At 62.6% G+C, this 23563-nt stretch carries 23 protein-coding genes; 9 read left to right on the plus strand and 14 right to left on the minus strand.

Annotated elements, in window-relative coordinates; translation table 11 throughout:
* The coding region (locus VNZ93_RS06295; protein WP_325701658.1) for an outer membrane protein at positions 1-451 on the plus strand (451 nt) is incomplete at its 5' end.
* Between the two features lie 20 nt (positions 452-471).
* Here the strand turns inward: VNZ93_RS06295 and VNZ93_RS06300 are convergent.
* The 9 genes from VNZ93_RS06300 to VNZ93_RS06340 all read right to left on the minus strand — a co-directional run bounded on the left by VNZ93_RS06300 (position 472) and on the right by VNZ93_RS06340 (position 9059).
* Positions 472-1683, minus strand: a complete 1212-nt coding sequence (locus VNZ93_RS06300; RefSeq protein WP_325701660.1) for an ArgE/DapE family deacylase — start codon at positions 1681-1683, stop codon at positions 472-474.
* Positions 1680-2945 (minus strand): allantoate amidohydrolase, encoded by a 1266-nt coding sequence (locus tag VNZ93_RS06305; RefSeq protein WP_325701662.1) that lies wholly within the window; start codon positions 2943-2945, stop codon positions 1680-1682. Before VNZ93_RS06305 ends, VNZ93_RS06300 begins: the two co-directional genes overlap by 4 nt.
* A 2-nt stretch (positions 2946-2947) precedes the next feature.
* A complete protein-coding gene (locus tag VNZ93_RS06310) occupies positions 2948-4123 on the minus strand; it encodes a urate hydroxylase PuuD (RefSeq protein WP_325701665.1) in 1176 nt (391 codons plus the stop codon).
* Between the two features lie 157 nt (positions 4124-4280).
* Positions 4281-5258 (minus strand): quinone oxidoreductase, encoded by a 978-nt coding sequence (locus VNZ93_RS06315; RefSeq protein ID WP_325701719.1) that lies wholly within the window; start codon positions 5256-5258, stop codon positions 4281-4283.
* A gap of 92 nt (positions 5259-5350) precedes the next feature.
* Complete coding sequence (locus tag VNZ93_RS06320; RefSeq protein ID WP_325701668.1) at positions 5351-6082, minus strand: SDR family oxidoreductase; 732 nt, start codon at positions 6080-6082, stop codon at positions 5351-5353.
* Positions 6079-6831 (minus strand): TerC family protein, encoded by a 753-nt coding sequence (locus tag VNZ93_RS06325; protein ID WP_325701671.1) that lies wholly within the window; start codon positions 6829-6831, stop codon positions 6079-6081. Before VNZ93_RS06325 ends, VNZ93_RS06320 begins: the two co-directional genes overlap by 4 nt.
* Positions 6832-6852: 21 nt before the next feature.
* The gene (locus VNZ93_RS06330; protein ID WP_325701674.1) at positions 6853-7521 is read right to left on the minus strand and encodes a CDP-alcohol phosphatidyltransferase family protein; all 669 of its coding nucleotides are present in this window, start codon (positions 7519-7521) and stop codon (positions 6853-6855) included.
* Positions 7522-7582: 61 nt separating this feature from the next.
* Positions 7583-8194 carry a DUF1326 domain-containing protein gene (locus VNZ93_RS06335; RefSeq protein ID WP_325701677.1) on the minus strand — a complete coding sequence of 204 codons (612 nt, stop codon included), beginning with the start codon at positions 8192-8194 and terminating at the stop codon, positions 7583-7585.
* 16 nt (positions 8195-8210) lie between these two features.
* Positions 8211-9059 (minus strand): DUF2182 domain-containing protein, encoded by an 849-nt coding sequence (locus tag VNZ93_RS06340; RefSeq protein ID WP_325701680.1) that lies wholly within the window; start codon positions 9057-9059, stop codon positions 8211-8213.
* A 101-nt stretch (positions 9060-9160) separates the two neighbouring features.
* Here VNZ93_RS06340 and VNZ93_RS06345 point away from each other — a divergent pair, with 101 nt between their 5' ends.
* The gene (locus tag VNZ93_RS06345) at positions 9161-10363 is read left to right on the plus strand and encodes a UbiH/UbiF family hydroxylase (protein WP_325701683.1); all 1203 of its coding nucleotides are present in this window, start codon (positions 9161-9163) and stop codon (positions 10361-10363) included.
* Here the strand turns inward: VNZ93_RS06345 and VNZ93_RS06350 are convergent.
* From VNZ93_RS06350 to VNZ93_RS06360, 3 genes are all read right to left on the minus strand, one after another.
* Positions 10358-11470, minus strand: a complete 1113-nt coding sequence (locus VNZ93_RS06350) for a CoA transferase (RefSeq protein WP_325701686.1) — start codon at positions 11468-11470, stop codon at positions 10358-10360. The genes VNZ93_RS06345 and VNZ93_RS06350 overlap by 6 nt on opposite strands.
* Before the next feature lie 57 nt (positions 11471-11527).
* Complete coding sequence (locus VNZ93_RS06355) at positions 11528-12484, minus strand: AEC family transporter (RefSeq protein ID WP_325701689.1); 957 nt, start codon at positions 12482-12484, stop codon at positions 11528-11530.
* A gap of 147 nt (positions 12485-12631) precedes the next feature.
* A complete protein-coding gene (locus VNZ93_RS06360) occupies positions 12632-13804 on the minus strand; it encodes an ABC transporter substrate-binding protein (protein WP_325701692.1) in 1173 nt (390 codons plus the stop codon).
* 174 nt (positions 13805-13978) lie between these two features.
* On the opposite strand from VNZ93_RS06360, the gene VNZ93_RS06365 reads away from it, so the two are divergent.
* From VNZ93_RS06365 to hspQ, 4 genes are all read left to right on the plus strand, one after another.
* Entirely contained in the window at positions 13979-15022 is a 1044-nt protein-coding gene (locus tag VNZ93_RS06365) for a CoA ester lyase (protein WP_325701695.1), read from the plus strand.
* Positions 15023-15096: 74 nt separating this feature from the next.
* Positions 15097-15483, plus strand: coding sequence for a group 1 truncated hemoglobin (locus tag VNZ93_RS06370; RefSeq protein WP_325701698.1), 387 nt, complete (start codon positions 15097-15099; stop codon positions 15481-15483).
* Entirely contained in the window at positions 15480-16556 is a 1077-nt protein-coding gene (locus VNZ93_RS06375) for an adenylate/guanylate cyclase domain-containing protein (RefSeq protein WP_325701701.1), read from the plus strand. The genes VNZ93_RS06370 and VNZ93_RS06375 overlap by 4 nt, the downstream gene beginning before the upstream one ends.
* Before the next feature lie 140 nt (positions 16557-16696).
* The gene (gene hspQ / locus VNZ93_RS06380) at positions 16697-17035 is read left to right on the plus strand and encodes a heat shock protein HspQ (RefSeq protein ID WP_325701704.1); all 339 of its coding nucleotides are present in this window, start codon (positions 16697-16699) and stop codon (positions 17033-17035) included.
* A gap of 5 nt (positions 17036-17040) precedes the next feature.
* On the opposite strand, the gene VNZ93_RS06385 is transcribed toward hspQ, so the two are convergent.
* Complete coding sequence (locus tag VNZ93_RS06385) at positions 17041-17724, minus strand: invasion associated locus B family protein (RefSeq protein ID WP_325701708.1); 684 nt, start codon at positions 17722-17724, stop codon at positions 17041-17043.
* Between the two features lie 170 nt (positions 17725-17894).
* The gene (locus VNZ93_RS06390) at positions 17895-18650 is read right to left on the minus strand and encodes an invasion associated locus B family protein (RefSeq protein ID WP_325701711.1); all 756 of its coding nucleotides are present in this window, start codon (positions 18648-18650) and stop codon (positions 17895-17897) included.
* Between the two features lie 293 nt (positions 18651-18943).
* On the opposite strand from VNZ93_RS06390, the gene VNZ93_RS06395 reads away from it, so the two are divergent.
* From VNZ93_RS06395 to VNZ93_RS06405, 3 genes are all read left to right on the plus strand, one after another.
* Positions 18944-20728, plus strand: a complete 1785-nt coding sequence (locus VNZ93_RS06395; RefSeq protein WP_414709994.1) for an extracellular solute-binding protein — start codon at positions 18944-18946, stop codon at positions 20726-20728.
* 2 nt (positions 20729-20730) lie between these two features.
* Positions 20731-22209 (plus strand): class I adenylate-forming enzyme family protein, encoded by a 1479-nt coding sequence (locus tag VNZ93_RS06400; RefSeq protein ID WP_325701714.1) that lies wholly within the window; start codon positions 20731-20733, stop codon positions 22207-22209.
* 76 nt (positions 22210-22285) lie between these two features.
* Positions 22286-23539, plus strand: a complete 1254-nt coding sequence (locus VNZ93_RS06405; protein ID WP_325701717.1) for a GGDEF domain-containing protein — start codon at positions 22286-22288, stop codon at positions 23537-23539.
* The last annotated feature ends 24 nt before the right edge of the window (positions 23540-23563 follow it).

Consider the following 23563-nt stretch of genomic DNA (forward strand, 5'->3'; position numbering starts at 1 on the left):
GGGCATGTTCAACGCGTCGGCGGTGAAGGCCGACAGCAACAATCTGGTCGCTCCTGCGCTGCTCGATTCAACACGCACGCCGTGGATGGCAAGCCTCACAGGACGCATCGGCATTACCGGCAGCCCGATCGTTTATTATGCAAAGGGCGGCGCGGTATGGGTTCGCAGCAACTATCAGGAATGTTGTCTAGCGCTGGCGCCGCCACCGCCACCTCCGGTTATCTTCAATAATGTCCCAGACGGCATCTCCAAAACCACCCGCGTGGGTTGGACCGTCGGCGGTGGCGTCGAATACATCTTCATTCAGAACTGGTCGGTGTTCGTCGAGTACAACTACGCGAGATTGAGCGGCTCGGTCGATTTCACCGGCACCAATGGCTGGGGCAATTTCGCGTACAACATCGATCAGGATCTTCACTCGGTCCTGCTCGGCGTCAACTACAGGTTCTGAACCCGCTGACTACGTACGGGCTACGCCTTCAGCAAGTCGCGGAGCGTCGCCTCGACGATCTTTGTCGCAGCTTTCAGGTCCGACAGCTTGATGTGCTCGTTGGCCGAATGCGCGTTGGCCTCGAGGATCGAACGCGGCCCCGCCCCGTAAAGCACTGTCGGAATGCCTGCCGCGCTGTAATGCCGCGCGTCGGTGTAGAGCGGCACACCCATTTCCTTGATCGCGGTCTTAAGCTCACGCTTGGCGTGACGCTGAATGGTTTCGACGATCTTCCTGACGCCGGGCCGCGGCTTCAGAGGCTCAGCCAAGATCACGCGCTTGCACTCGACCTTGATGCCCTTCCCCGCGCCGGCGCGCTTGATGAGCGCGATCAACTCGCGCTCGACCTTCGTGCCCTTCTCCTCCGGGATCAGCCGGCGATCGAGCCGCATCACGACGCGATCAGGCACGACGTTGGTTGCAAAGCCTCCGGAGATGAGGCCGACCGTGATCTTCGGCGAGCCGATGCCGGGGGATTTCGACTTGATGCGGTTGAGCCGCTTGCGCTCCTCGTAGATCGCCGTGAGGATCCCGTTGGTGGCCTCGAGCGCATCCGCGCCGCTTTCGGGCATGGCGGCATGAGCCTGCTTGCCCCGCACGGTGACTTCGAGATGCAGGACACCGTTATGCGCGGTGACGACCGCGTATGAAAATCCTGCGGAGAAAGCGATGTCGGGCTTCGTCAGCTTCTGCTTCAGCAGCCAGTCGGGGCCGGTATAGCCGCCGATCTCCTCGTCGTAGGTGAGATGCAGTTCAACCGTGCCGTCGAGACCGGCCGGATCGTTCTTCAGCGCCAGCAGCGCGAAGGCATAGGTCGCGTAGTCCGATTTCGACACCGCGGCACCCCGGCCGTAGATCGCGCCGTTCACCTCTTCGGCACCATACGGATCATGCGTCCAGCCCTCGCCGGGCGGCACCACGTCGCCATGCGCATTCATCGCGATCACAGGCCCCTTCCCGCTGCCGAACGTCACACGCAGGATCAGATTGGTTGCCGACGCCATGCCGTGCTTTTTCGCGATCTCGTCGGGCACCTTGTGCCGCTCGACCGTGAATCCGAGTTCTTCAAGCAATCGCGCCGCCTCTTCCGCATGGCGTGCGCAATCGCCCGGCGGGTTATCCGAGGGAACGCGCACCAGCGCCTTCAGGAAGTCGACCTCACGCGGAAAATTGGCATCGATGAAATCGGTCATGCTGCGCCCTTTGCCGCATCGTTGGCTGCCAGTGTCTCGATGAACCGGACGAGTGCCGCGATTGCGAGCCCCATATCCGCCTCGCTCGCGAATTCAGCCGGATTGTGGCTGATGCCGCCTTTGCACCGCACGAACAGCATCACCATCGGACAGAGCTTCCCCATCACCTGCGCGTCGTGCCCCGCTCCGGACGGCAGACGGACGGATTTGTAACCGAGCGATGCGATTGCCTCGCTGAGCAGGTCCTGCATCGAGGGCGTACACGCGGTCGTATTGGTTTCATGAAACGGTTCGAAGGCGAATTCGAGCCGCCGTCGCACGCCGATGCGCTGCGCATCGGCCTTGATCTGCTCGATGGCGCCCTTGCGCTTCGCGTCGCTCGACGAGCGGAATTCCAGCGAGAAACCGACGCGGCCCGGAATGACATTAGTCGCCCCGGGGGATGCCTCGATGCGCCCGACCGTCGCCACCATGCCGTCGTCCTGATTTTCGAGCGCGGTCCGCTCGATCAGCAGCATCAATTCGGATGCGCCGACAAGCGCATCGTGCCGCATATGCATCGGCACAGTGCCTGCGTGACCCGCCTCACCCAGCACGACAACCCGCATGCGGCTTTGCCCGACAATGCCGGTCACGACCCCAAGCGGCAGGTTTTCGGCTTCCAGCACCGGCCCCTGCTCGATATGCACCTCGACATAGCCGACGACATTCTCAGGATCATAGGCTGCGGCCGGAATGTCATCGATATTCTTGCCGTAGGCCTTGATCGCATCGGCGAGTGAAATGCCATTCCGGTCCGGAAAGGCGAGTGAGGAGCGGTCGAATACGCCAGCGCATGCCGACGATCCGGCAAGCGTGGTGCGGAAGCGGGATCCCTCTTCATCGCCGAAGGCGAGAACATCGATGCCGAACGGAAGTTCGATGCCGCGTGCGACGAGTTCGCGGACCGCGAGGATGCCGGATACGACGCCAAGCGGGCCGTCGTATTTGCCGGCATCGATGACGGTGTCGATATGCGAGCCGATGAGCAGGCGCTTCTTCAACTCGGGCCGCCAATGGCCGCGCACCGTGCCGAGCGCATCCTCGGTCACGGTCATGCCGGCGTCACGCATCCACGATGCGATCAGATCGGCCGCGCGACGATGCTCGGGCGTCAGATAAAGCCGGACCAGCCGCTTCGGTTCGCTCGAAATCGCGCCAAGCTCGGACAACATGACTTCGGCGCGCGCACCGATTGCTGCGATATGGGCTGGATCGGACATCGTCAGTGGGCGCTGAGCCAGCGTCCCAGCTGCGCGCGCTCCTCGTCCGTCATGTTGGTCTGGTTGCCGAGCGGCATTGCCTTGTTGCGGACGGCCTGAATCATGATCAGCTGATTGAAGCGCCTGAGATCGGCCAAGGTCTCGAGCGTAACATTCTTGGGCGGCTCCTTGAAGCTCTCATGCGTCGGCTTGCGCGCGTGGCACGAAATACAATGTTTCGATGTCAGCGCCAGGACTTCGCCATCGGACACAGCTGGCCCGCTATCCGCGGCCTGGCGCGGCGCAGTGGCGAAGATCGCGCAAATCAGCGCAAAGGCCGCGATCGGCGCGGCCCAGCCGTATTTCTCCCACGGTTCGCCGATATCGATCTGGTTCAGGATATGCCGGAACAGCGCACCGGTGAGCAGGATCAGCGCCACCACCATCCAGGCATGCGGATGCGCGGACAGGAACGGATAGTGCGGCGACACCATCATCAGGAGGACAGGCAGGGTCAGGTAATTGTTATGCAGCGAGCGCTGCTTGGCGACTTTGCCGTACTTGGCTTCCGGCTCCTCGCCGGCGAGCATCTGCGCGACCATCTTCCGCTGTCCGGGGATGATCACCATGAAGACGTTGAATGCCATGATCGTGCCGATGAAGGCGCCGACATGGATGAACGAACCGCGGCCTGAAAACACCCTGGTGTAGAGGACGCTCGCCAGCATGATCAGCAGGAACGCCGAAATCGCCAGCGGCACCGTGCGGTCGCCCCATAGCCTGCAGATCCCGTCATACAGAGCCCAGCCCACCAGAAGCGACGCGATCGATATGACGATCGCCTGCCACGGGTCGAGCTCCATCACGGCGGGATCGATCAGATAGGCGCTGGCGTGGAAGTAATACTGGATGATGAGGAGACCGAAGCCCGTCACCCAGGTGAGATACGCCTCCCACTTGAACCAGTGCAGATGCGGCGGCAGATGGGGCGGCGCGACCGTGAACTTCTCGACGTGATAGAAGCCGCCGCCATGCACCTGCCAGGCGGTTCCGAACACGCCGGGGCTCTTCCGCTCCTTCTGGTTGAGCGAATAGTCCAGCGCGATGAAATAGAAGGACGTGCCGATCCAGCCGATGCCCACGATCAGGTGGGCCCAGCGCAGCAGCAGATTGCCCCATTCGCCGAGAAAAACGTCCATTGCTCCGACCGCTGGCCCCTCACTTGCCATGGCCGGGCTCAACCCGGCCATCCATCAATCAAATATGATGGATGCGCGGGTCAAGCCCGCGCATGACGACCGTGATGAACTAGCCAAATCGCCTTGATCGTAGCAAGCGGCGTGCCGGACGCAATTGCTACGGAATCAGGATCGATGACCCTGTGGTGCCGCGTCCTTCGAGATCCTCGTGCGCCTTGCGGGCGTCCTTCAACGCGTATGTCTGGTTGACCGGGATCTTGACCGCTCCGCTCGCCACCACGTTGAACAGGTCGTTCGCGGTCGCAACCAGATCCTCGCGCTTGGCGACGTAGTTGTTGAGGGTCGGCCGGGTGCAGAACAGCGATCCCTTCGTCTGCAGGATGTTGATGTTGAACGCCTCGATCTGCCCGGAGGCAGAACCGAAGCTCGCGAACATGCCGAGCGGACGGATACAGTCGAGGGAGGCCGGGAACGTGGTCTTGCCGATGCCGTCATAGACCACATCGCAGAGCTTGCCTCCGGTGATCTCCTTCACCCTCGCGACGAAATCCTCGTCCCGGTAATAGATCACGTGATGGCAGCCGTTGGCCTTCGCGATTTCGCCCTTATCCTTTGAGCCCACGGTACCGATAACGGTCGCGCCCAGATGATTCGCCCATTGGCACAGGATCTGGCCGACACCGCCCGCCGCGGCGTGCATCAGGACAGTCGTTCCCTTGGTCACCTTGTAGGTGCGGTTGAGCAGGTATTGCGCCGTCATGCCCTTCAGCATCATGCCGGCTGCCTGCTGGTAGGAAATGCGCTCGGGTATTTTCACCACCCGGTCCGCGGGCAGGATTCGCTCGGCTGAATAGCCGCCCAGCGCAACCACATAGGCCACACGGTCGCCGACCTTGAGATCTGTGACACCCGACCCTAGCGCGATCACCTCGCCCGCGCCTTCATTGCCTGACACGAACGGCATGCCGACCGGCGACGGATACATGCCCATACGGAAATAGGTGTCGATGTAGTTCACGCCGCAGGCGTACTGCCTGATCCGGATCTGGCCGGGTCCCGGCGCCGGAACCTCGATGTCCTCGAAAGTGAGAACCTCGGGCCCGCCATGCTTGTGAACCCGGACCGCTGCGACCATCATCTCTCTCCCTGAAACTCCCGCTCGTTCCGGCGGGCCCTCGAAAATCCGGCCGGGATCATAGGCGGAGGCGCGGATGGTGCAAGCGCGCGCTATCGCGCGCCGGACACCGAAAGGGTCGTGCCGCTGGTATAGCTCGCGGCGTCCGAGATAAGGAAAAGGATGGCCTCCGCCACCTCCTCCGGTTTGCCAACCCGGCCGGTTGGGAGTTGTGGCGCGATGCGGGCCAGCCGCCCCGGTTCGTGGATTTCGGTATCGATCGGCCCGGGCGACACGATGTTCACCCGTATGCCCTCGCCGGCCAGTTCCTTGGAAAGGCCCGACACCAACCCATCGACCCCGCTCTTGGTCGCGGCGTACCAGACATATTCGCCGGGGGCACCGAGCCTCGATTGCACCGACGAAAGAAACACCATGCTGCCACCCGCCTTGCCGTGTTTTGTGGACAGGCGAGGTATCGCCGCTCGCGCGCAGAAGAACGCACCCATCAGGTTGATGTCGACATTGTCGCGCAGTGTCTGCGTCGACACCGCTTCGAAGCGCGAATTCTTCCCGGTGACGCCGCTGTTATAGACGAGGTGCTTCAGCGGTCCGAAGCCATCGACTGCCTTGAACAGCCGTTCGACGTCCTCCTCCTTCGCCATGTCGCCCTGGACCGCTAGCCCGCGGCCACCGGCCGCCTCGATCTCCGTTACGACCTTCGCTGCGGTCTCTGCGTTGCTCTTGTAGTTGATGATCACATCATAGCCGCGCGCTACGGCGAGCCTTGCTGTCGCGGCCCCAATGCCCCGCCCGCCGCCGGTGATAAGAACGATGTCTTTCATTTGCTTTCCGGTTTCCGCCCCAACGCCTTTGGTCTTCTTCGGCGATTGCGCAGCGCCAGGACGTTGAAGACTTCAACCGCACCGGCGAACGCCATCGCAAAATAGATGTAACCGCGGGGAATATGAAAGCCGAAACCGTCCGCGACAAGCGCCACACCGATCAATAATAGAAATGAAAGAGCCAGCATTTTTGTGGTGGGATATTTCTGGATGAATTTCGATACGGGGCTTGCGGCGAAATACATGACCAGCATGGCGACAATAACCGCGGCGATCATGATCTCCACATCCTGGGCAAGGCCGATCGCCGTGATGATCGAGTCCAGCGAAAAGACGAGATCGATTGCAACGAGTTGCGTCACGATCCACGCGAACGCCTGACGGTCGGACTTCGGCTGCATCTCCTCATACTGCGCCTCGACCTCGGAGTGGATTTCGTGCGTGCCCTTCGCGATCAGGAAGAGGCCGCCGCCAATAAGGATCAGATCGCGCCAGGAAAAGTCGTTTCCGAGCACGGAAAATAGCGGCGCCGTGAGCCGCATGATCCAGGTCAACGTCAGCAGAAGCGCGACACGGAAAACGAATGCGAGCCCGATGCCGATGCGGCGCGCCATCCGCGCTTTCTCTCGCGGCAGCCGCGCAATCAACACCGAAATGAAGACGATGTTGTCGATGCCGAGCACGATCTCGAGCACCGACAATGTGATCAGCGCGATCCAGGCATTCGGATCGGTCAAAAGATGCAGCATGCTTGCCCCGCTTCTGCGACGCTATTCGTCGGCCGTGGCGAGGCCGATCGTCAGGAAATACAGGCCCACTGCGGCGAGCGACCACGCGACGACCGGACCGGGATCGAGCGACCTCATGAGTGCGTAGACGCCCAGCGCGCACCAGGCCGCGAGAGCGAGCAGATTGACCACGCGCAAATGAAGAACGCGAAACGGATGCAGGACCCGGAGCGGCATGAAGGTCATCACAACGAGCACGGCTACGACGATCGCCGCGATCCATGGCGGCAGCTTGAGGACAAACAGATGGAAAGCGACTGCGTTCCATAAGGCCGGAAATCCACGGAAGTAATTGTCCGCAGTCTTCATCTGCTCATCGGCGAAATAGAGCGCGCTCGTCACCACGATTGCGATGGCCAGCGGTATTGCGACCGGCCCCGGAAGCAACCCGCTGGTGGTCAGCGCGAAAGCCGGCACGAACACGTAGGTCGTGAAATCGATGACGAGATCGAGCGCATCGCCGGACCAGCGTGGCAAGATCTCGGCGACACGGAATTTTCGTGCGAGCGTGCCATCGATGCCGTCGATGAACAGCGCGACGGCCAGCCACACGAACATGGTGACGAAATCGGCCTTCGCCGCAGCAAGCAATGCGAGCAGCGCGCAGGCCGCGCCGCAGGCTGTGAATATATGGACCAGGAAGGGCGGCACCCGAGCCGCCCGTCCAGGGCCGTCGCCTCCCCGATCCCGCATGGTGCCGCTGATGTCGCTGTTACCGGTTTCCCCAATCGATCTGGCAGATTTCAGCCGATCGGCCGGCGAAATTCCAGTTACGTCCGAAAGCGCGAAAGCGCGACTTGTCGGCTTTTGCGATCGTTACATCGGGTGAGATCCAGTATCCGCTGTTGCGGATGGTGACGTTGTCGTCCTTGTTCTTTCCGGGGACAGGCGTGATCGCGCCATCCAGGATCTTGTCGATGGTGATGAGCCGCGTGCGGCCTTCCGTGCGATAGCTGATCGGCACTTGCCGCACGCCGAGAAAGCCGCTGACCAGGATCGAGAGCAGATGCGTCGAGCCGCCGACCTTTCCCGTGAAGATGCGTGTCAGCCCTTTCATCGCCTGGATCGAGGCGTCCTCGTCCACGAACAAGGCTGCGGTCCAGTTGCCGCGCGACATCAATCCCGGAATCTCGATCATCACGCCGGCCTTCAGGCCGGAGAGGTCGACGTCGTTATAGTGCCCCTGATCGATGCGCACCGCCGCCCAGGTCTGGCACCGGTCCTCGGTCGGCGGATGATCTCCCAGCGACAGGACGCACGGGCAGAAGACCGTGCAACTGCAGGACAGCGTCAGTTCGCCCTTCAGGCTCCATTGATCGGCCACCGCATGCTACTCCCAGCTAAAGTGTGAATCCCGATGCCCAGGCCGCGGCGACCGTCAGCGCGGCGGCTGTGAAGGCAATACCGATGGCGCGGCTGACATGCGGAGATGATGTCATCTTCTCGATCAGCATCACGAGTCCAAGAAGCGCCATCCAGGCCGCGTTCATTGCGCCTGCCACGAACATCAAGAGCATCATCGCCCAGCAGCATCCGAGGCAGTAAAGCCCCTGTCTCATTCCAAGCCGGAACACACCGGCCTGACGATCGGTCCAGTTGAGGAAGAAGTACGAGAACGGCCGCTGACATGCAGTCAGGCACGCGTGTTTCATCGATGTGAACTGGTAGAGCCCGGCGACAAGAAACAGCAGCGCACTCGCCGGCGCGGCAACGGCGGAAGCGCCGGGCCACGTCCCGATCCACATGACGCCAAGTTGCGCGAGCGTTGCGAGGCCGGCGAACCCGAACCATACGGTCAGATAGCCGGCAATCAGCACATGCGGCGAGACGATCGGTTCGCCCTTGCGCGCAGCCGTCTCCGCGATCTCCGCATAGGTCAGGATCATCGGGCCCGCCGTCGGCAGCATCATGGAGAGCGTCATCGCGATCCACATCGCACCCGTGATCGCAACGCTCCCGATCGTGCCGGCGCTGCCGGCAGGCACGGCGCGGCACATTGCATCGAGAAAGCCCGGGGCTCCGGGCAGGCCCTGTGCAAGGGAAACAGACAGCAGATAGGCCCATCCGGCCCCGATCAGAACAATCATGCAGCCGACGGCAATCAGCTTTGGGCGGGACAACAGTGTAGCGATACCGGCAAGTCGGGGTCCGGTCGGGGGCGGCCTCGTATCGGCGGAAAGATGCGTCATGGCCCTCTCCCCTTATATCTAACCCGCCGCGGCACCTTGGGAAATGTCACACTGGCGAGATGGTTTCCGGTCCCGTAGACAGGGTCCGGAAGGATAACGCGATGGGATCATCAGAGTTAACAGCCGACGTCGTCGTGATCGGCGGCGGGCCCTCGGGCCTCGTGGCCGGCCTTGCATTCGCCTCGGCCGGATTTGACGTCGCGCTGATCGCCCGCACGGCGCCTGCCGACAATCGCACGACGGCGCTGCTCGCAAGCTCAGTCGCCGCACTCGATACGCTTGGCGCCTGGGCCGAGGCCCGGGAGCATGCCGCACCGCTTGTAGGGCTTCGCATCGTCGACGCCACGCAGCGGCTTTGGCGGGCGCCGGAAGCCCTGTTCGACGCGCATGAGATCGGGCTCGATGCCTTCGCCTGGAACATCGAAAACCGGCGGTTGATTGCAGCGCTGGAGCGGCGGGCCGAAGCGATGCCGAACCTGCATCGCCTCACCGACGATGCGGCGACCGTCGAGCCTCACGACGACAGCGTGATCGTTCGGACAGCTAGCGGCCAGACCGTCGTTGCAAAGCTTGCCGTCGGAGCCGATGGCAAGAACTCACTGTGCCGGACGGCGGCGGGGATCGAGGTGCAAAGCCGCGCCTATCCGCAAATTGCGCTCACCTACAACGTGTCGCACAGCCGGCCGCACCGCGATATCTCGACCGAGTTTCATACCGAGCACGGGCCGTTCACGACCGTGCCGCTCCCGGGCAATCGCTCCAGCATCGTTTGCGTCGTGAGCGAGGCCGACGCCGATCACCTGAAGTCGCTATCGGGAGACCGTCTCGATCGCGAACTCGAGCGTCGTTCGCACTCGATCCTCGGCAAGATCAATGCGGACGCCGGGCATGGCGCCTTCGCGCTGGCGATGGAAAGCGCGCGCCGGTTTGCCTCGGACCGTATCGCGCTGGTGGGGGAAGCCGCGCACCGCTTTGCTCCGATCGGTGCGCAGGGGCTCAATCTCGGGCTGCGCGACGCCGCGGCGCTTGCCGAGATTGCGGCCGATTATCGGGATGATCCCGGACAGCCGCATGCACTCGAACGATATGATCGTGAACGGCACGCAGATGTCATGAGCCGCACCATCGCGGTCGATCTGCTCAACCGATCGCTCCTCTCCGATTTCCTCCCCATCCAAGGTCTGCGCGGGATCGGACTGCATCTCCTCAACACTGTCGGCCCGCTCCGGCGCGCGATGATGCGCGAGGGCGTCATGCCGCGCGCCGCACAGCCACGGCTGATGCGCGGCGAAGCGCTCTCATAGGGCCGGCGGCGACGCCTTTTCGCTGCTGGCGGCGTCCCGGAATTGCGGATCGACCGGCACCGGCAAAGCCGGCAACGTCGCACCCTGCGCACTTCGCGCGCGATGCTCGAACAGACCGCGCTGGATGAAGTGCGGATCGCGCAGCGCCTCGTCCAGCGAGCGCATGATCGTCACGCAACAGTCGGCCTTGGCAAAGACTGGCGCCCATTCCGCTGCGTTGCGGCTCGCGATGATGGCTCCAACCGCCGCGATGGTTGCGGCGGCATCGCGCTTGTCATCGACGAGAGCTTCGTCGAGGCCGATCACGGAAGCAAAGCGCCGCCAGAAATGGTCTTCCAGCGCCGCGCAGGCAACGATGCCGCCGTCCTTCGCCGGATAAAGATGATAGCGCGCTGTGTCCCCGGTCAGTTCGCCCTGTCCGGACGTGGCCAGCGATCCGCTCGCCCAATAGCCCGAAAGAGCGCGCCACGCGAAGGTGAACATCGCATCCGTCATCGCGATATCGAGATAGCAGCCCTCGCCGGTCAGATCGCGTTGTCGCAAGGCGAGCAGAATGTTGATGACCGCCGGAAACGTACCCCCCGCGATATCCGCGACAAGCGCGGGCGGCACGACCGGCCGATCTGCCGGTCCGGGCTGGAGCGCCAGCAATCCCGTACTCGCAATGTAGTTCAGGTCGTGTCCGGCCTCGTTCGCGCGCGGGCCGGTCTGGCCGTAGCCGCTGATGGAACAATAGATCAGCTTCGGGTTGATCGCTCGTACCGCTTCGTATCCGAATCCGAGCTTCGCCATGATGCCCGGACGGAACTGCTCAACCAGAACATCAGCATCTTCAAGCAGCGATCGAAGCCTCGCTGCGCCATCCGCCGACTTCAAATCGAGCGTGAGACACGTCTTGCCCCGGTTGAGCAGACCGAACGCAGCGCCAGTTCCCTGCCATTGCGGAGCGTAGCCACGCATGTCGTCTCCACCGGGCCGCTCGATCTTGATCACCTCGGCCCCGGCCTCGACGAGCATCAGGGTCGCAAGCGGTCCCGGCAGCAGGTTAGTCAGGTCGACGACGCGGATTCCCGACAGCGGCTGCATGGCGTCTCCCCGTTCAGGCATCGCTCAGCGTCCCCGCTTCCGCAGGGGCGAACGGAGAATAGACGCAACTGGTCCGCACTAGAATGGCGAGACTGGCAATTGCCCGGATTGCACGAGCCACATGACCGTTGTCAGCGTGAAAACCGAGACCAGGGTGCCGATCAGGATCGAGCCCGACGCTTCCTCGACCCAGACGTCGTATTGCCGCGCCAGCACGAACACGTTGAGCGCCGGCGGCAGCGCCGCCATCAGGACGGCGGCATAGGTCCACGGCGCGCTGAACGGGCCGAGCAAGGCGAGCATGAAGAACACGATGATCGGGTGCAGCACCAGCTTCACCGGAACGATGGTCGGTACATCCCAGGCGAGCTTCGGCAACGGCCGGAGCGCAACCGTCACTCCAAGCACGAACAGTGCGCAGGGAGCCGCCGCGTTCTGAAGAAATTGCATCAGGCGATCGAGCGCGACCGGCGGCTCGAAATGGAGCGCAGCGGAGAATACGCCGAGCAGGGTCGCAACGATGAACGGATGCAGTGCGATACGGCGTCCGACGAACAACACCGAACGCCAGAATCCACGGCGCTCGCCACCGCCGATCTCCATCAGGAACGGGACAAGCGAGAACAGCACGATCGAGTCGAAACAGAAGATCAATGCCACAGGCGCCGACGCCTGTGGTCCGAGCGTCGAGAGCGCGAGCCCCGGACCCATGTAACCGATATTGCCGTAGCCTCCGGCGAGGCCCGCGATGGTGGCTTCCGGCACCGAACGGCGTCCGAGTTTTGCGATCGCCAGCGCGATGAAGAACGCGATGCTGGTGGACAGGGTCGTGGCCACCACGAACCAGACATTCACCAGCTCTTCCAGCGGCGTCTTGGCGACGATCCGGTAGAACAGGCAGGGCAACGCCACATAGACGATGAAGAAGTTCATCCAGGCGAGCCCGGTATCCGGGATCTGTTTCAGCCGGCCGCAGGCAAGCCCGAGAAAGATCAGTCCGAAATACGGAAGCGCGAGATTGAGGACATCGATCATGGACTGGCCGCTTCAAAAGGGCGCCATTGCGCCGGCGCGCGCCAGCACAACGAAGTTGGGAGCGCGTTATAGCGCCGAAAAAACCGGCCGGTCCATGGGACCGGCCGGTTCATCGCAGAGACGGTGCTTCGGCAAGACCGCCGCTGACTACATCTGACAATCCTTGGCGTAGACGTCGCCGTGGTTCGACAGCACCTTTTTCCCGGTCTTGAGGACAAAGTCGCCGCCCGAAGTCTTCTCGGCCGTCAGCGCAAACCAGTCCTGGATCGGGTGCTGGTTCTTGTCGAATTTGAAGTTCCCGCGGACGGAGGCGAAATCGGCCTTGCGCATCGCGGCACGCAGCGCATCCATGTTGTCGACGCTGAAATTCGTGGCCTTCAGCGCCGAACCGATCAGGAGGCCTGCATCGTAGCCCTGCGCGGCGTAGCTCGTCACCGGACGATCGCCGTATTTCGCCTTCCATGCGGCAACGAAGGCCTTGCTGGCCGGATTGTCGAAATCGTCATTCCATTGGCTGGCGACCTGGACACCGACCGCAGCATCCTTGAGCACCTTCACCATGGCCTGATCCATCGACGCGGCGTGCATCACCAGCGGAATCTTTCCGAGCAGGCCGGCCTGGTGATATTGGCGCAGGAACGCGATGCCCATGCCGCCGGGCTGGAAGCCGTGGACGAAATCAGGATTGGCGGCCCGGATTTCGGCGATTTCCACGGCAAAGTCGGTCTGCCCGAGATTCGTATACTTCTCCGCAATGACCTCGCCGCCGAACTCGCGCTTGAAGGCCTGCAGCATGTCCTTGCCGGACGGATAGTTCGGCGCCAGCAGGTACGCCTTCTTGTAGCCGAGCGACTTTGCCAATGCGCCGACGCTTTCGCCCTGCCCGTCATTCTGGAACGAGACGACGAAATAGTTCGGGCTGCAGCCCTTCCCGGCAAATCCGGTCGCGGCCGAGTTCGGACTGACATAGATCGCCTTGGCATCCAGAACGTCCGGCACAACGGCTGCTGCGATGTTGCCGAAAACGATTCCGGTGAAAATCTTGGCGTTATTCGTCTTGAGGAAACGGTCGGCAATTGCCTTGGCCTGGCCAGGCTTCAATCCGTCGTCCTCGATCAGAACCTCCGGCTTGTTGCCCTCGAATGGTCCGCCTTTCATATCGACCGCAAGCATGAACCCGTCACGGATGTCGGCGCCAAGATAGCCGGCCGGCCCGGATAACGTCGTAATCAGTCCGATCTTTACCGGATCCTTTGCGAGCGCCGGGCCGCACAACACAATTCCCAGAGCGGCGGCGCAGATACTCGTCAGTCGTCGCATGTTACGCACCTCTTGAATGGAGCAAGTTCAGTCGAGCCAGGCGATCGTCGGCTGGCGCCGGCCGACAGGCTGCCCCTGGATCGCGCATCCTTCAAGTCTCGATACAAGGGCGCTGCCGCGCAAGCACAAAAGTACGGCTTGGCGGCCGACCAAGGCTGTTCTAATTCTCGGATCATGAAACTCCCGCGCAACTTCTTCAAACCGCTCGCTGCCGGCGCCCCTGCGCCCTTGCGAGAACTGCCTGTCCGTCTCGAGCGGATGATCCATTTCGTCCCGCCGCATATCGAGAAGGTGACCGCCAAGGTCCCGCAGCTCGCACGCGAGGTCGACGTGGTGCTGGGCAATCTCGAAGATGCGATCCCGGCCGACGCGAAGAAGGCCGCGCGCGACGGCTTCATCGCGATGGCAAAGGCGACCGATTTCGGCGCGACCGGATTGTGGACCCGCATCAATGCACTGAACTCGCCCTGGGTGCTTGACGACATCACCGAGCTGGTCGCGGCGATCGGCAACAAACTTGATGTGATTATGCTCCCGAAAGTCGACGGGCCCTGGGACATCCATTATCTCGACCAGCTGCTTGCCCAGCTCGAAGCGCGGCACGCGGTTCGCAAACCGATCCTGATCCATGCCATCCTTGAGACCGCCGAAGGCGTCATGAATGTTGAGGCGATCGCCGCCTCGTCCCCGCGCATGCAGGGCATCAGCCTTGGCCCCGCCGACCTTGCCGCCTCACGTGCGATGAAAACCACCCGAGTCGGCGGCGGGCATCCCGAATACAAGGTTCTGGCCGACGCCCCGCCGGGCGGCGGCCCGCGCGCCGCGTTCCAGCAGGATCTGTGGCACTACACACTCGGCAAGATGGTCGACGCCTGCGCCGCGGCCGGCATCAAGCCGTTCTACGGACCGTTTGGCGACTTCTCTGATCCGGAAGGGTGCGAGGTACAGTTTCGCAATGCGTTCCTCATGGGCTGCGCCGGCGCCTGGTCCTTGCATCCGACGCAGGTCGCGATCGCCAAGCGGGTCTACTCGCCGGATCCGCAAGAGGTCGCTTTTGCCAGGAAGATTCTCGACGCCATGCCGGACGGTACCGGTGCGGTCATGATCGACGGCAAGATGCAGGACGACGCGACCTGGAAACAGGCCAAAGTGGTAGTCGATCTCGCAAGGCTGGTGGCCGCCAAGGACCCCGATCTCGCAGCGCAATATGGCTTCTGAGCCGTATGGTTTTTCGGTTGACCGATTCGACAGATTGAGTGAAGCCTGCCACCGGCTCGTGAACGCACATTTGAATGGCGAGCGTGTTCAAGGTTCAGGCTATGCCCAGGTCATTGTACGAGACAATCGGCGGCTTCAGCGTCATTTCGAAAATCGTTCTCAACTTCTACGGCAAGGTTCTCGAGTCCGATAAAATCGCTGTCTATTTCACCGACATCGACATGAAGCGGCTGATCGACCATCAGACCAAGTTCATATGCTCCCTGCTCGGCGGACCGGCGAGTTTCAGCGACGAGCAACTCCGCCATGCGCACCGTACCGTGCAGATCACCGACGACGCGTTCAACGAAATCTCCGAACTGTTTTCCGATGCACTGCACGAGGCATCGCTAAAGCCAACGGACATCGCGCTGATTGTGAACGCATTTGAATCGAAGCGCCCGCTCATCGTGTCGCGATGACGGAGGACACGTCCCCTCTCGATTGTCTGAATCACCTGTCGCTCGGTGTCATTCTCTGTGACGCACAGAGCCTCGCGATAAACTTTGCGAATGGCCAGGCCGAGAAATGGTTCGGCGAGGATCTCGCTGGCCGCCCGCTGCCCTCGGTCCTGACGCCCGTATCGCCCGACGACCTGGCCTCCCGGCTCGAAGCAGGACGCCCCTATTCGACAACCGGAGAAGCCGCACAATCCAACGGACGACGCTTCGCCTATCGGCTGACCGTCGGCTCGCGAAGGTACGGCGCTGACGGCCTGCTTGTCGTCGAGGTCGAGAACATTTCCAAGCAGAAGGAACAGGAATACCTGCTCGAATCCTTTTCCGGCCTGATCGAGCGCAAGAACCGCGAACTCGAGCGGGAACGCGATCGCACCGAGCGTCTGCTGATGAACATTTTTCCGCTCAAGGTGCTGCAGGAATTCAAGGAGTTCGGCACCACGACGCCTTCATTCTACGACGACGTCTCGGTGCTGTTTCTGGACTTCGTCGGCTTCACGCGGATGCCGGTCTCGCGCGAACCGAAACGCCTGATCTCCGAGCTCAACGAGATCTTCTCCACCTTCGACCAGATCGTCGAGCATCACGCCTGCGAGCGCATCAAGACCATCGGCGACGCCTATCTGGCGGTCGCCAACATGCCGAGCCCCAATCCGGACCACGCGATCGACATCACCACGGCCGCGATCAAGATGTTGCGCTATCTTGAACGCCGCAATGCCAGTCATCCGGTGGAGTGGACCTGCCGCATCGGCATCCATACCGGCAGCGTGGTCGGCTCCGTCGTCGGCGTTCGCAAATACATCTACGACGTATTCGGCGACGGGGTGAACACCGCGAGCCGGATGCAGAGCCTGTCAGAACCGATGCGGATCACGGTTTCGGAGCCGACGTTCCAACGGATCAAATCGGCAATACCCTGCACTCCGCGCGGCATGTTCGAAATCAGGGGCGCGGACCGGATGAACATTTATTTTGTTGATGCGGCAATATCCGCGTCGGACCCCGACACATCGGGACCGGGCTCGTCCCTTTGACCTATGACACAATCGGAACACAATACCCTTTAGGCTATCACCGAAAGTGATCGCAATCTGCGGTGAGTAAGTGCATCCCGAACGCATGATCCTCCACCGGAGGGGATGACGGACGGGACCCTCAATCCTAATATATGCCCATGATCAAACCCGAGCAGCGCACAGCGAAATTCGGCATCGGAGACGTGGTCAGACACCGCATTTTTCCGTTCCGCGGCGTCGTCTTCGACATCGACCCAACCTTCAACAACACCGAAGAATGGTGGAGCTCGATCCCTGCGGAGGTGCGGCCGCGCAAGGATCAGCCCTTCTATCACCTGTATGCGGAAAACTCCGAAACCGAGTATGTGGCCTACGTATCCGAGCAAAATCTGCTGGCCGATACGTCGGCGGAGCCGATCCGGCACCCGCAGGTGAAGCAGATGTTCGTCAAGGGCGAAGACGGCGGCTATCGTCCGCGCGACCTGCGGGTCAACTAGCGACGTTATTTCTGCTGCTGCAGCCGTTCGCGGCCACGCTTCGCCAGCTCTTCTTCCAGCTTCTTGCTTTTCTCTTCGGCTTCTTTCGGGTCGGTCGCTGGGCCGTCATAGGCCTTGGCGAAATCGGCGAGCGGTACCGCGAGCGTGAAGACGGCCTGCTGCATGTTGTAGGCCTGGACGTAGATATTCTGCCCCTTCTTCAGCTTGGCAACGAGGTCGGCACTGGCTTCGGCCTGCGCCATGCACCCGCCGCCCGCACACACGACAATCGGTAGAACCATCGCGCCCTGTTCGTCGTTGTCGATCAGCACCCGCGTGCCCCGCGGCAGCAGGATGCCAAGTGGAAGCATGATCTGCAGAACCTTCCGCTGTTCGCCTTCCATTTCCATCAGAACCGCCCCGACCATCGGCATGCCGTTGTCGAGACGACCGTCCTTGCCGACCCGGCGCATGCTCTTGCCGCCGGCTTCGGGCCCCTTCGCGCAAAGCTTCGTCCAGTTCGAATAGATGAGCGGCGGAATCTCGACGGCTGCCGGTTTCGTCGGCTCGGGCTGCTCGGCCTGAGCGCTGTTCGGAGCGGGTGACTGCTGCTGCGCGCGAAGGTCGACGTTCGACGACAGAATGAGCGCAGATGCCAGGACCGCGGTGCAGACCGCGCTAACGTGGCGATGTCGAAGCGTTCTGAGCATGCTTTCCTTGCGCCGGTGGCGATGTTGCGGAAGGCGATGCCCCCATGTCCTGCCGCCATCAAGGCGAAAGCGTGTCGGCCTGTCGTGACTGTCCTTCGTCCCTACCATCCAACGAAAATGGCGCGCCTCGCGGCGCGCCATTGATTTCGGTGAGGCGGCGTCGCCGGAAATTATTGCGGCTTGGCGCCGCCTTCCAGCTTCTGGCGCTGCTCGTTCGCACGCCGCTGCAATTCGTCCTGCAGCTTTTTGTTCTTCTCTTCGAGTTCCTTCGGATCCGTCGGCGGGCCATCATAGGCCTTGGCGAAATCGCCGAGCGGCAGTGCCAGCGTCATGACGTTCTGCGCCATGTTGTAGGCCTGCACGTAAAGGTTCTGGCCCTTCTTGAGCTTCTGAACGATCTCGGGCGAGGCCTCCAGATGCGCGATGCATCCGCCATTCGCGCAGGTCAGGAAAGTTCCGATGATGGCCGACGGCTCGTCGCGATCGATCACCACGCGGGTACCCTTGGGCAGATAGACCCCCGGCGGCAGCATGATCTGCAGGACCTTTTTGCCCTCGCCTTCCATCTCCATCAGGATCGCCGCGACGACCGGCATTCCCGATTCGAGCCGGCCGTCCTTGCCGGTCTGGCAAATCTGCTTGGCGCCCTGCTCGGGACCCTTGCCGCAGATCTTGGTCCAGTTCGAATAAATCAGCGGCGGCATCGCCTGTTCCTGACCGCCCGGCTGCGCCGGAGCCGCAGGAGCAGGAGTAGCTGCAGGTGGGGTGGCGCCCTTCTGCTGTCCCTTGGGGGCGGCCTTCTGCGCCGGAGCCTGCTGCGCCGAGGCCGAAACCAGTCCGGCAGTCGAAAACGCGGCGATCGCGGCAATCATTGCAAGCGTCCGGGTCACCGGCCGGGCCGGTGCGAACGCAGACCGATACGTCATGATCTACTTGTCCTCGTTGGTCGCCGCTGAGCGGCGGTGAGCCTTGCGGCCGCCAAGCCGCTGTCTCAATGCCAAAAAAGGCGACAGCGTGACGCCGGGCACGCGCCTGATACCTGAAATCGCCACTACAATAAAGCATGGAAGGGCAAAATTGATGTTACCGGGCTGAAACACCGCACCGCGGCCCGCTTCGTTCCATGATTGACTATTGTCCTGCCACGAAACGAATCGCTGGAGCTTTGAGAGCGCTGCCCTTTCCCCGCCACCAAGGCCGCACCTTCTGTCGCACGATCGTGGCGCTGGCCATCGCTGCGAGCCTGTCCGGATTGCCCGGTGCCTATGCCGGCAACGCGCAGCACGCGATTGCCATGCACGGAGCGGCGAAGATGCCTGCCGGCTTTTCCGCTATGCCGTATGTGAATTCGGACGCGCCCAAAGGCGGGCGGCTCACGCTCGGGGTGCCCGGCACCTTCGACACGGTCAATCCGCTGGTCGTGCGCGGACTCTCGCTCCCGAATCTCCGGGGCTACGTCATCGAATCCCTGATGGCGCGCGGCTACGACGAACCGTTCACGCTCTACGGCCTGATCGCGGAAACCGTCGAAACCGACGACCAGCGCAGCTATGTCACCTTCAATCTCAATCCGCGCGCCCGGTTCTCCGACGGCAAGCCGGTGACGCCCGAGGATGTGATCTTCACCTGGCAATTGCTGCGCGACAAAGGCCGCCCGAATTATCGGACCTATTACTCGAAGGTCGCGCGTGCCGAGATTGTCGGTCCGCATTCGGTACGCTTCGACCTGTCCGGCAACAATGATCGCGAACTTCCGCTGATCCTTGGGCTCATGCCGGTTCTGCCGAAGCATGCGACTGATCCCGCGCACTTTGAGGAGACTACCTTCACGCCGCTGATCACGACCGGTCCTTACGTCATCAAGTCGGTCGACCCGGGACGAAGCGCCACCTATGTGCGTAACCCGGATTATTGGGGTGCGGATCTGCCGATCAATCGCGGGCTCTGGAATTTCGACGAGATCAAACTCGACTTCTATCGCGACGAAAATTCGCTGTTCGAAGCGTTCAAGAAGGGCCTGTACGACCTTCGCGTCGAAACCGACGTCACACGCTGGCAGACCGGTTACGACACGCCGGCGCTGAAGAGTGGACGTTACGTCAAGGAGACCTTTCACAACGGCACGCCGGTCGGCATGAACGGTCTTGCGTTCAATACACGGCGCCCGATCTTTGCCGATATCCGCGTCCGCGAGGCGCTGGCCTCACTGTTCGATTTCGAATGGATCAACAAGAACTTCTTCTTCGGCCTGCAGAAGCGGACCGCGAGCTATTTCGAAGGCTCGTCAGACTTGTCGTCGATTGGCCGACCCGCTGACGAGCGGGAACGCGGCTGGCTCGCAGCCTTCCCCGGCGCGGTGCGCGAGGACGTGCTCGAAGGCCGCTACCTGCCGACGAAGACCGACGGCTCGGGCCGCGACCGTGAAGTCCTCAAGAAAGCGCTCGCTCTCCTGTCCGAGGCTGGCTACGAACTGGATGGCACCGTGCTGCGCCGCCGCGATACGCACGAACCTCTGACCTTCGAAATCCTCGTGACCACGCGCGACCAGGAGCGGATCGCCCTCGCCTATGTGCGCGACCTGAAGCGCGCCGGCATCACCGCAACGGTACGCAGCGTCGATGCGGTGCAATTCGACCGGCGCCGACTCACCTATGATTACGATATGGTGCCGTACCGCTGGGACCAGTCGCTGTCGCCCGGCAATGAGCAAAGCTTCTATTGGGGATCCGCGGCCGCGGACACTGATGGCACGCGCAATTACATGGGGGCCCGTAGCAAGCCCATCGACGCCATGATCGCGCAGCTTCTGGTCGCGCGCGAGCGCGACGCATTCGAGTCCGCTGTCCGTGCGCTTGACCGGGTCCTGATCTCCGGCTTCTACGTTGTGCCGCTATTCCACCTGCCGGATCAGTGGGTTGCACACTCAACGCGCGTCGAGCATCCAAAGGCGACCTCGCTCTTCGGCGTCCTTCCGGAAACCTGGTGGCGCAAGCCCGGAAGTTGACGATGACAGGCACCACTCCCGGTCTCGACGCGATCCTGAAAGCGCAAGCGGCGTGCAGCCCGAACACATTCGCGCTGATCGATCCGCCGGATTGCGAACGCATCACCGGCGATGCGCCCCGTCGCTTCACCTATGCGCAGGCGGATCGCGCGGTCGACGCCATCGCCGGCAGGCTCCGCGAGATTGGTTTGCCGCCAGGCACGGTCGTCGGCATTCAGATGCCGAATATCGCAGCAGCGATCATAACGCTGCTCGCCGTCATGCGTGCCGGAATGATTGCAGCGCCGCTGCCATTGCTGTGGCGCCGCAACGATTGCGTTGCAGCCCTGTCGGAAGCTGGTGCGCGTGCGATCATAACCTGCGGCCGCGTCGCTGACTTCGATCACGCGACGCTGGCGCTCGAAATTGCTGCGGAGTTGTTTCCGATCCGCGCGGTTTGCGGCTTCGGCTGCGCCGCCGCGGACGGCATCGTGCCGCTGGATGACCTGCTCTCGGGTGCCGACGAACATCCGGACCAGCTCCTGTTTCAGGATGCAAGCGACACGTCGTTCGCGCTGATCACGTACGACATCATGACGGACGGTGTTGTGCCGATTGCGCGCGAGCCAGCGCAGTTGCTCGCGGGCGGGCGTCTCGTCCGGCAGCGTGGCGATATTGCAGCCGGCAGCGTGATCCTCTCGACGCTCCCGCCAACGACTTTCGCAGGCATCTCCGCAGCCTTGGTACCGAGCCTTCTGACCGGCGGCACGCTGGTGCTGCATCACGCCATGGACCCCGATGCGCTTCACGAACAGATCGCACAGGAACGCTGCAATACGCTCGTGGTGCCTGACGCGGTGCTCGCGGGCCTCTCTGCGTCCGGGTGGCTGGCGCAGCAGGGCATTCGAAGTGTGATCGCTGTGTGGCGGGCGCCGGAGCGGTTTGCGACCGCAACGCAATGGACGAATGTCGATATCCCGCTGGTCGATGTTGTCGCTTTTGGAGAAGCCGCCCTCCTCGCCGCGCGCCGTCCACAAAGCGGCCGGAGCGCACCTTGGCCGGCCGGCTCGCTGACGATATCGAACGGCGGCCCGGAATGCGCAAATGTCGCAATCACTTCCAGCGGAACACTGGGCATTGGCGGTGCGCTCGCCGGGACACAATTTGCTCCTTACGCAGCCGGCAATGGTGCAGACGCGCCGGCCGCGAGCGGGCATATCGATACCGGCTATGGCTGCCGGACCGTCGAGGCCGACGCAATTGTCGTGACCGCTCCGCCCTCTGGGCTTGTTGCGGTCGGCGGCTACCGCTTTGCGTTGCATGAAGTGCAGCAGATGGTGCGCGGCATCGACGGAAATGCGGTTCTCGCAGCGCTTCCGCATGCCCTGACCGGTCATCGGCTCGCCGGCCATACTGCAAATCCGGTAACCATGCGCGACACGCTGGCCGCGATCGGCATAAACCCTCTGCTAACGGCAGCATTCCGAGACAGCACTGCCTGACAATTTGCGCGTGGGTGTTGACTGCGCATTAAGCCGCCACTGGCTATGACCGGCATCCCATCACGGGGACGCGCATATGTCTTTGCAAGGCCCGGTCGTCGTTGTCGCCGAACAACCGTCTCCGGATTTGATCGCAGCTATCTCCGAAGCCGGGGCCTTCCCGGTGATCGAAGCGTCATGCGCGCAAGCGAGCGACGCGATTGCAGCCGTCGATCCGTGCGCGATCATTCTCGCTGACGCGCGCGCCGCGAACGATCACGGACTCGGCGAAAGCCTGACCCGCATCGTGACGCGCAGGGCTCCCATCATCCCCGTTGTCGCCTGCGGTGCAACCGAACACGTCCTGCCCTATCGCGAAGCGCTTGCGATGCCAGGCGATGCGACGCCGGATGCTGTCGCCGCTCGGCTGTCTTCGGTCCTGCGCGTGCGCGCGCTCCATGCCAGCGTGCTGCGCCGTGCCGAAGCGGCGCGCTCGGCCGGTCAGCCCCTTCCAACATCCCCCGTCAGCGATCCGCTCGAGGACGCAACCGTCATCCTTGTCGGCCGCGGCCGTACCTTTCCGGGCCTGTCGGTGGCGCTCGGCGAACAGACCGGCCTGATCGGTGTCCTCACCATTGAAGCGGCCGCACGCTATCTCAAGTCGCGCGATATCGATGGACTTGTGATCGGCGACGGCTTCGTCCCGCATAATGTCGACGCACTCCTCACCGTGATTGCCGAGGACTCGCGCTTTCGCGATCTTCCGGTCGGCGTGATCGGCCGGCTGATCGACGTCGACACACGCAGGCTCCCGCATCTCGTTGCGGCGCACGAGCCGCAATGCCTCGTTTCGCGGATTCTCCCGCTGGTCCGGTTGCACGCCTTCGAAGCGCGGCTGCGCCGCACACTGGACGCGTTCGTAAAGGACGGGGTGATCGATCCCGCGACCGGACTGATGAACGAGCCCGCTTTCGTCGCCGAACTCGAGCGCGTCATGCGTGACGCGAGCCGCCGCTCGGGCGGCCTGTCGGTGGCGCGTCTCATGTTCGATACCAGTGTCGAAGCGCGGACACTGAACGATGCCGCCCGCGTCATCGCCAAGCTCGTGCGCGGGGCCGATTTCGCCTGCCGCGACCATGACGGCTCTATCCTCATCGCCTTCGTCGATACGGCGACCCGTCAGGCCCAGATCGTGGCGAAGCGGCTGGTCGGCGTCCTGCGAAATACCACTCTGCCCAGTGGCCGGGGCCGGTCGGTCGCCCCCGACGTCGCACTGACCGCGTGGCGATCCTCGGACACGGCGGAAAGCCTGCTCGCCCGGATCACGCCATCCACGGTTGCGGCGGAATAGCCGTCGGCCTACATCTTGCGGCAC

The organism is Pseudorhodoplanes sp. (assembly GCF_035565795.1).
GTDB lineage: Bacteria > Pseudomonadota > Alphaproteobacteria > Rhizobiales > Xanthobacteraceae > Pseudorhodoplanes.

Coding starts and splice junctions, on each gene's coding strand:
- VNZ93_RS06365 (WP_325701695.1), top strand. CDS start 13,979: ATGAAACTCCCGCGCAACTTCTTCAAACCGCTCGCTGCCGGCGCCCCT.
- VNZ93_RS06405 (WP_325701717.1), top strand. CDS start 22,286: ATGTCTTTGCAAGGCCCGGTCGTCGTTGTCGCCGAACAACCGTCTCCG.
- VNZ93_RS06340 (WP_325701680.1), bottom strand. CDS start 9,059: ATGACGCATCTTTCCGCCGATACGAGGCCGCCCCCGACCGGACCCCGA.
- VNZ93_RS06370 (WP_325701698.1), top strand. CDS start 15,097: ATGGCGAGCGTGTTCAAGGTTCAGGCTATGCCCAGGTCATTGTACGAG.
- VNZ93_RS06315 (WP_325701719.1), bottom strand. CDS start 5,258: ATGGTCGCAGCGGTCCGGGTTCACAAGCATGGCGGGCCCGAGGTTCTC.
- VNZ93_RS06360 (WP_325701692.1), bottom strand. CDS start 13,804: ATGCGACGACTGACGAGTATCTGCGCCGCCGCTCTGGGAATTGTGTTG.
- hspQ (WP_325701704.1), top strand. CDS start 16,697: ATGATCAAACCCGAGCAGCGCACAGCGAAATTCGGCATCGGAGACGTG.
- VNZ93_RS06345 (WP_325701683.1), top strand. CDS start 9,161: ATGGGATCATCAGAGTTAACAGCCGACGTCGTCGTGATCGGCGGCGGG.
- VNZ93_RS06325 (WP_325701671.1), bottom strand. CDS start 6,831: ATGCTGCATCTTTTGACCGATCCGAATGCCTGGATCGCGCTGATCACA.
- VNZ93_RS06400 (WP_325701714.1), top strand. CDS start 20,731: ATGACAGGCACCACTCCCGGTCTCGACGCGATCCTGAAAGCGCAAGCG.
- VNZ93_RS06300 (WP_325701660.1), bottom strand. CDS start 1,683: ATGACCGATTTCATCGATGCCAATTTTCCGCGTGAGGTCGACTTCCTG.
- VNZ93_RS06385 (WP_325701708.1), bottom strand. CDS start 17,724: ATGCTCAGAACGCTTCGACATCGCCACGTTAGCGCGGTCTGCACCGCG.
- VNZ93_RS06350 (WP_325701686.1), bottom strand. CDS start 11,470: ATGCCTGAACGGGGAGACGCCATGCAGCCGCTGTCGGGAATCCGCGTC.
- VNZ93_RS06320 (WP_325701668.1), bottom strand. CDS start 6,082: ATGAAAGACATCGTTCTTATCACCGGCGGCGGGCGGGGCATTGGGGCC.
- VNZ93_RS06305 (WP_325701662.1), bottom strand. CDS start 2,945: ATGTCCGATCCAGCCCATATCGCAGCAATCGGTGCGCGCGCCGAAGTC.
- VNZ93_RS06310 (WP_325701665.1), bottom strand. CDS start 4,123: ATGGACGTTTTTCTCGGCGAATGGGGCAATCTGCTGCTGCGCTGGGCC.
- VNZ93_RS06375 (WP_325701701.1), top strand. CDS start 15,480: ATGACGGAGGACACGTCCCCTCTCGATTGTCTGAATCACCTGTCGCTC.
- VNZ93_RS06355 (WP_325701689.1), bottom strand. CDS start 12,484: ATGATCGATGTCCTCAATCTCGCGCTTCCGTATTTCGGACTGATCTTT.
- VNZ93_RS06390 (WP_325701711.1), bottom strand. CDS start 18,650: ATGACGTATCGGTCTGCGTTCGCACCGGCCCGGCCGGTGACCCGGACG.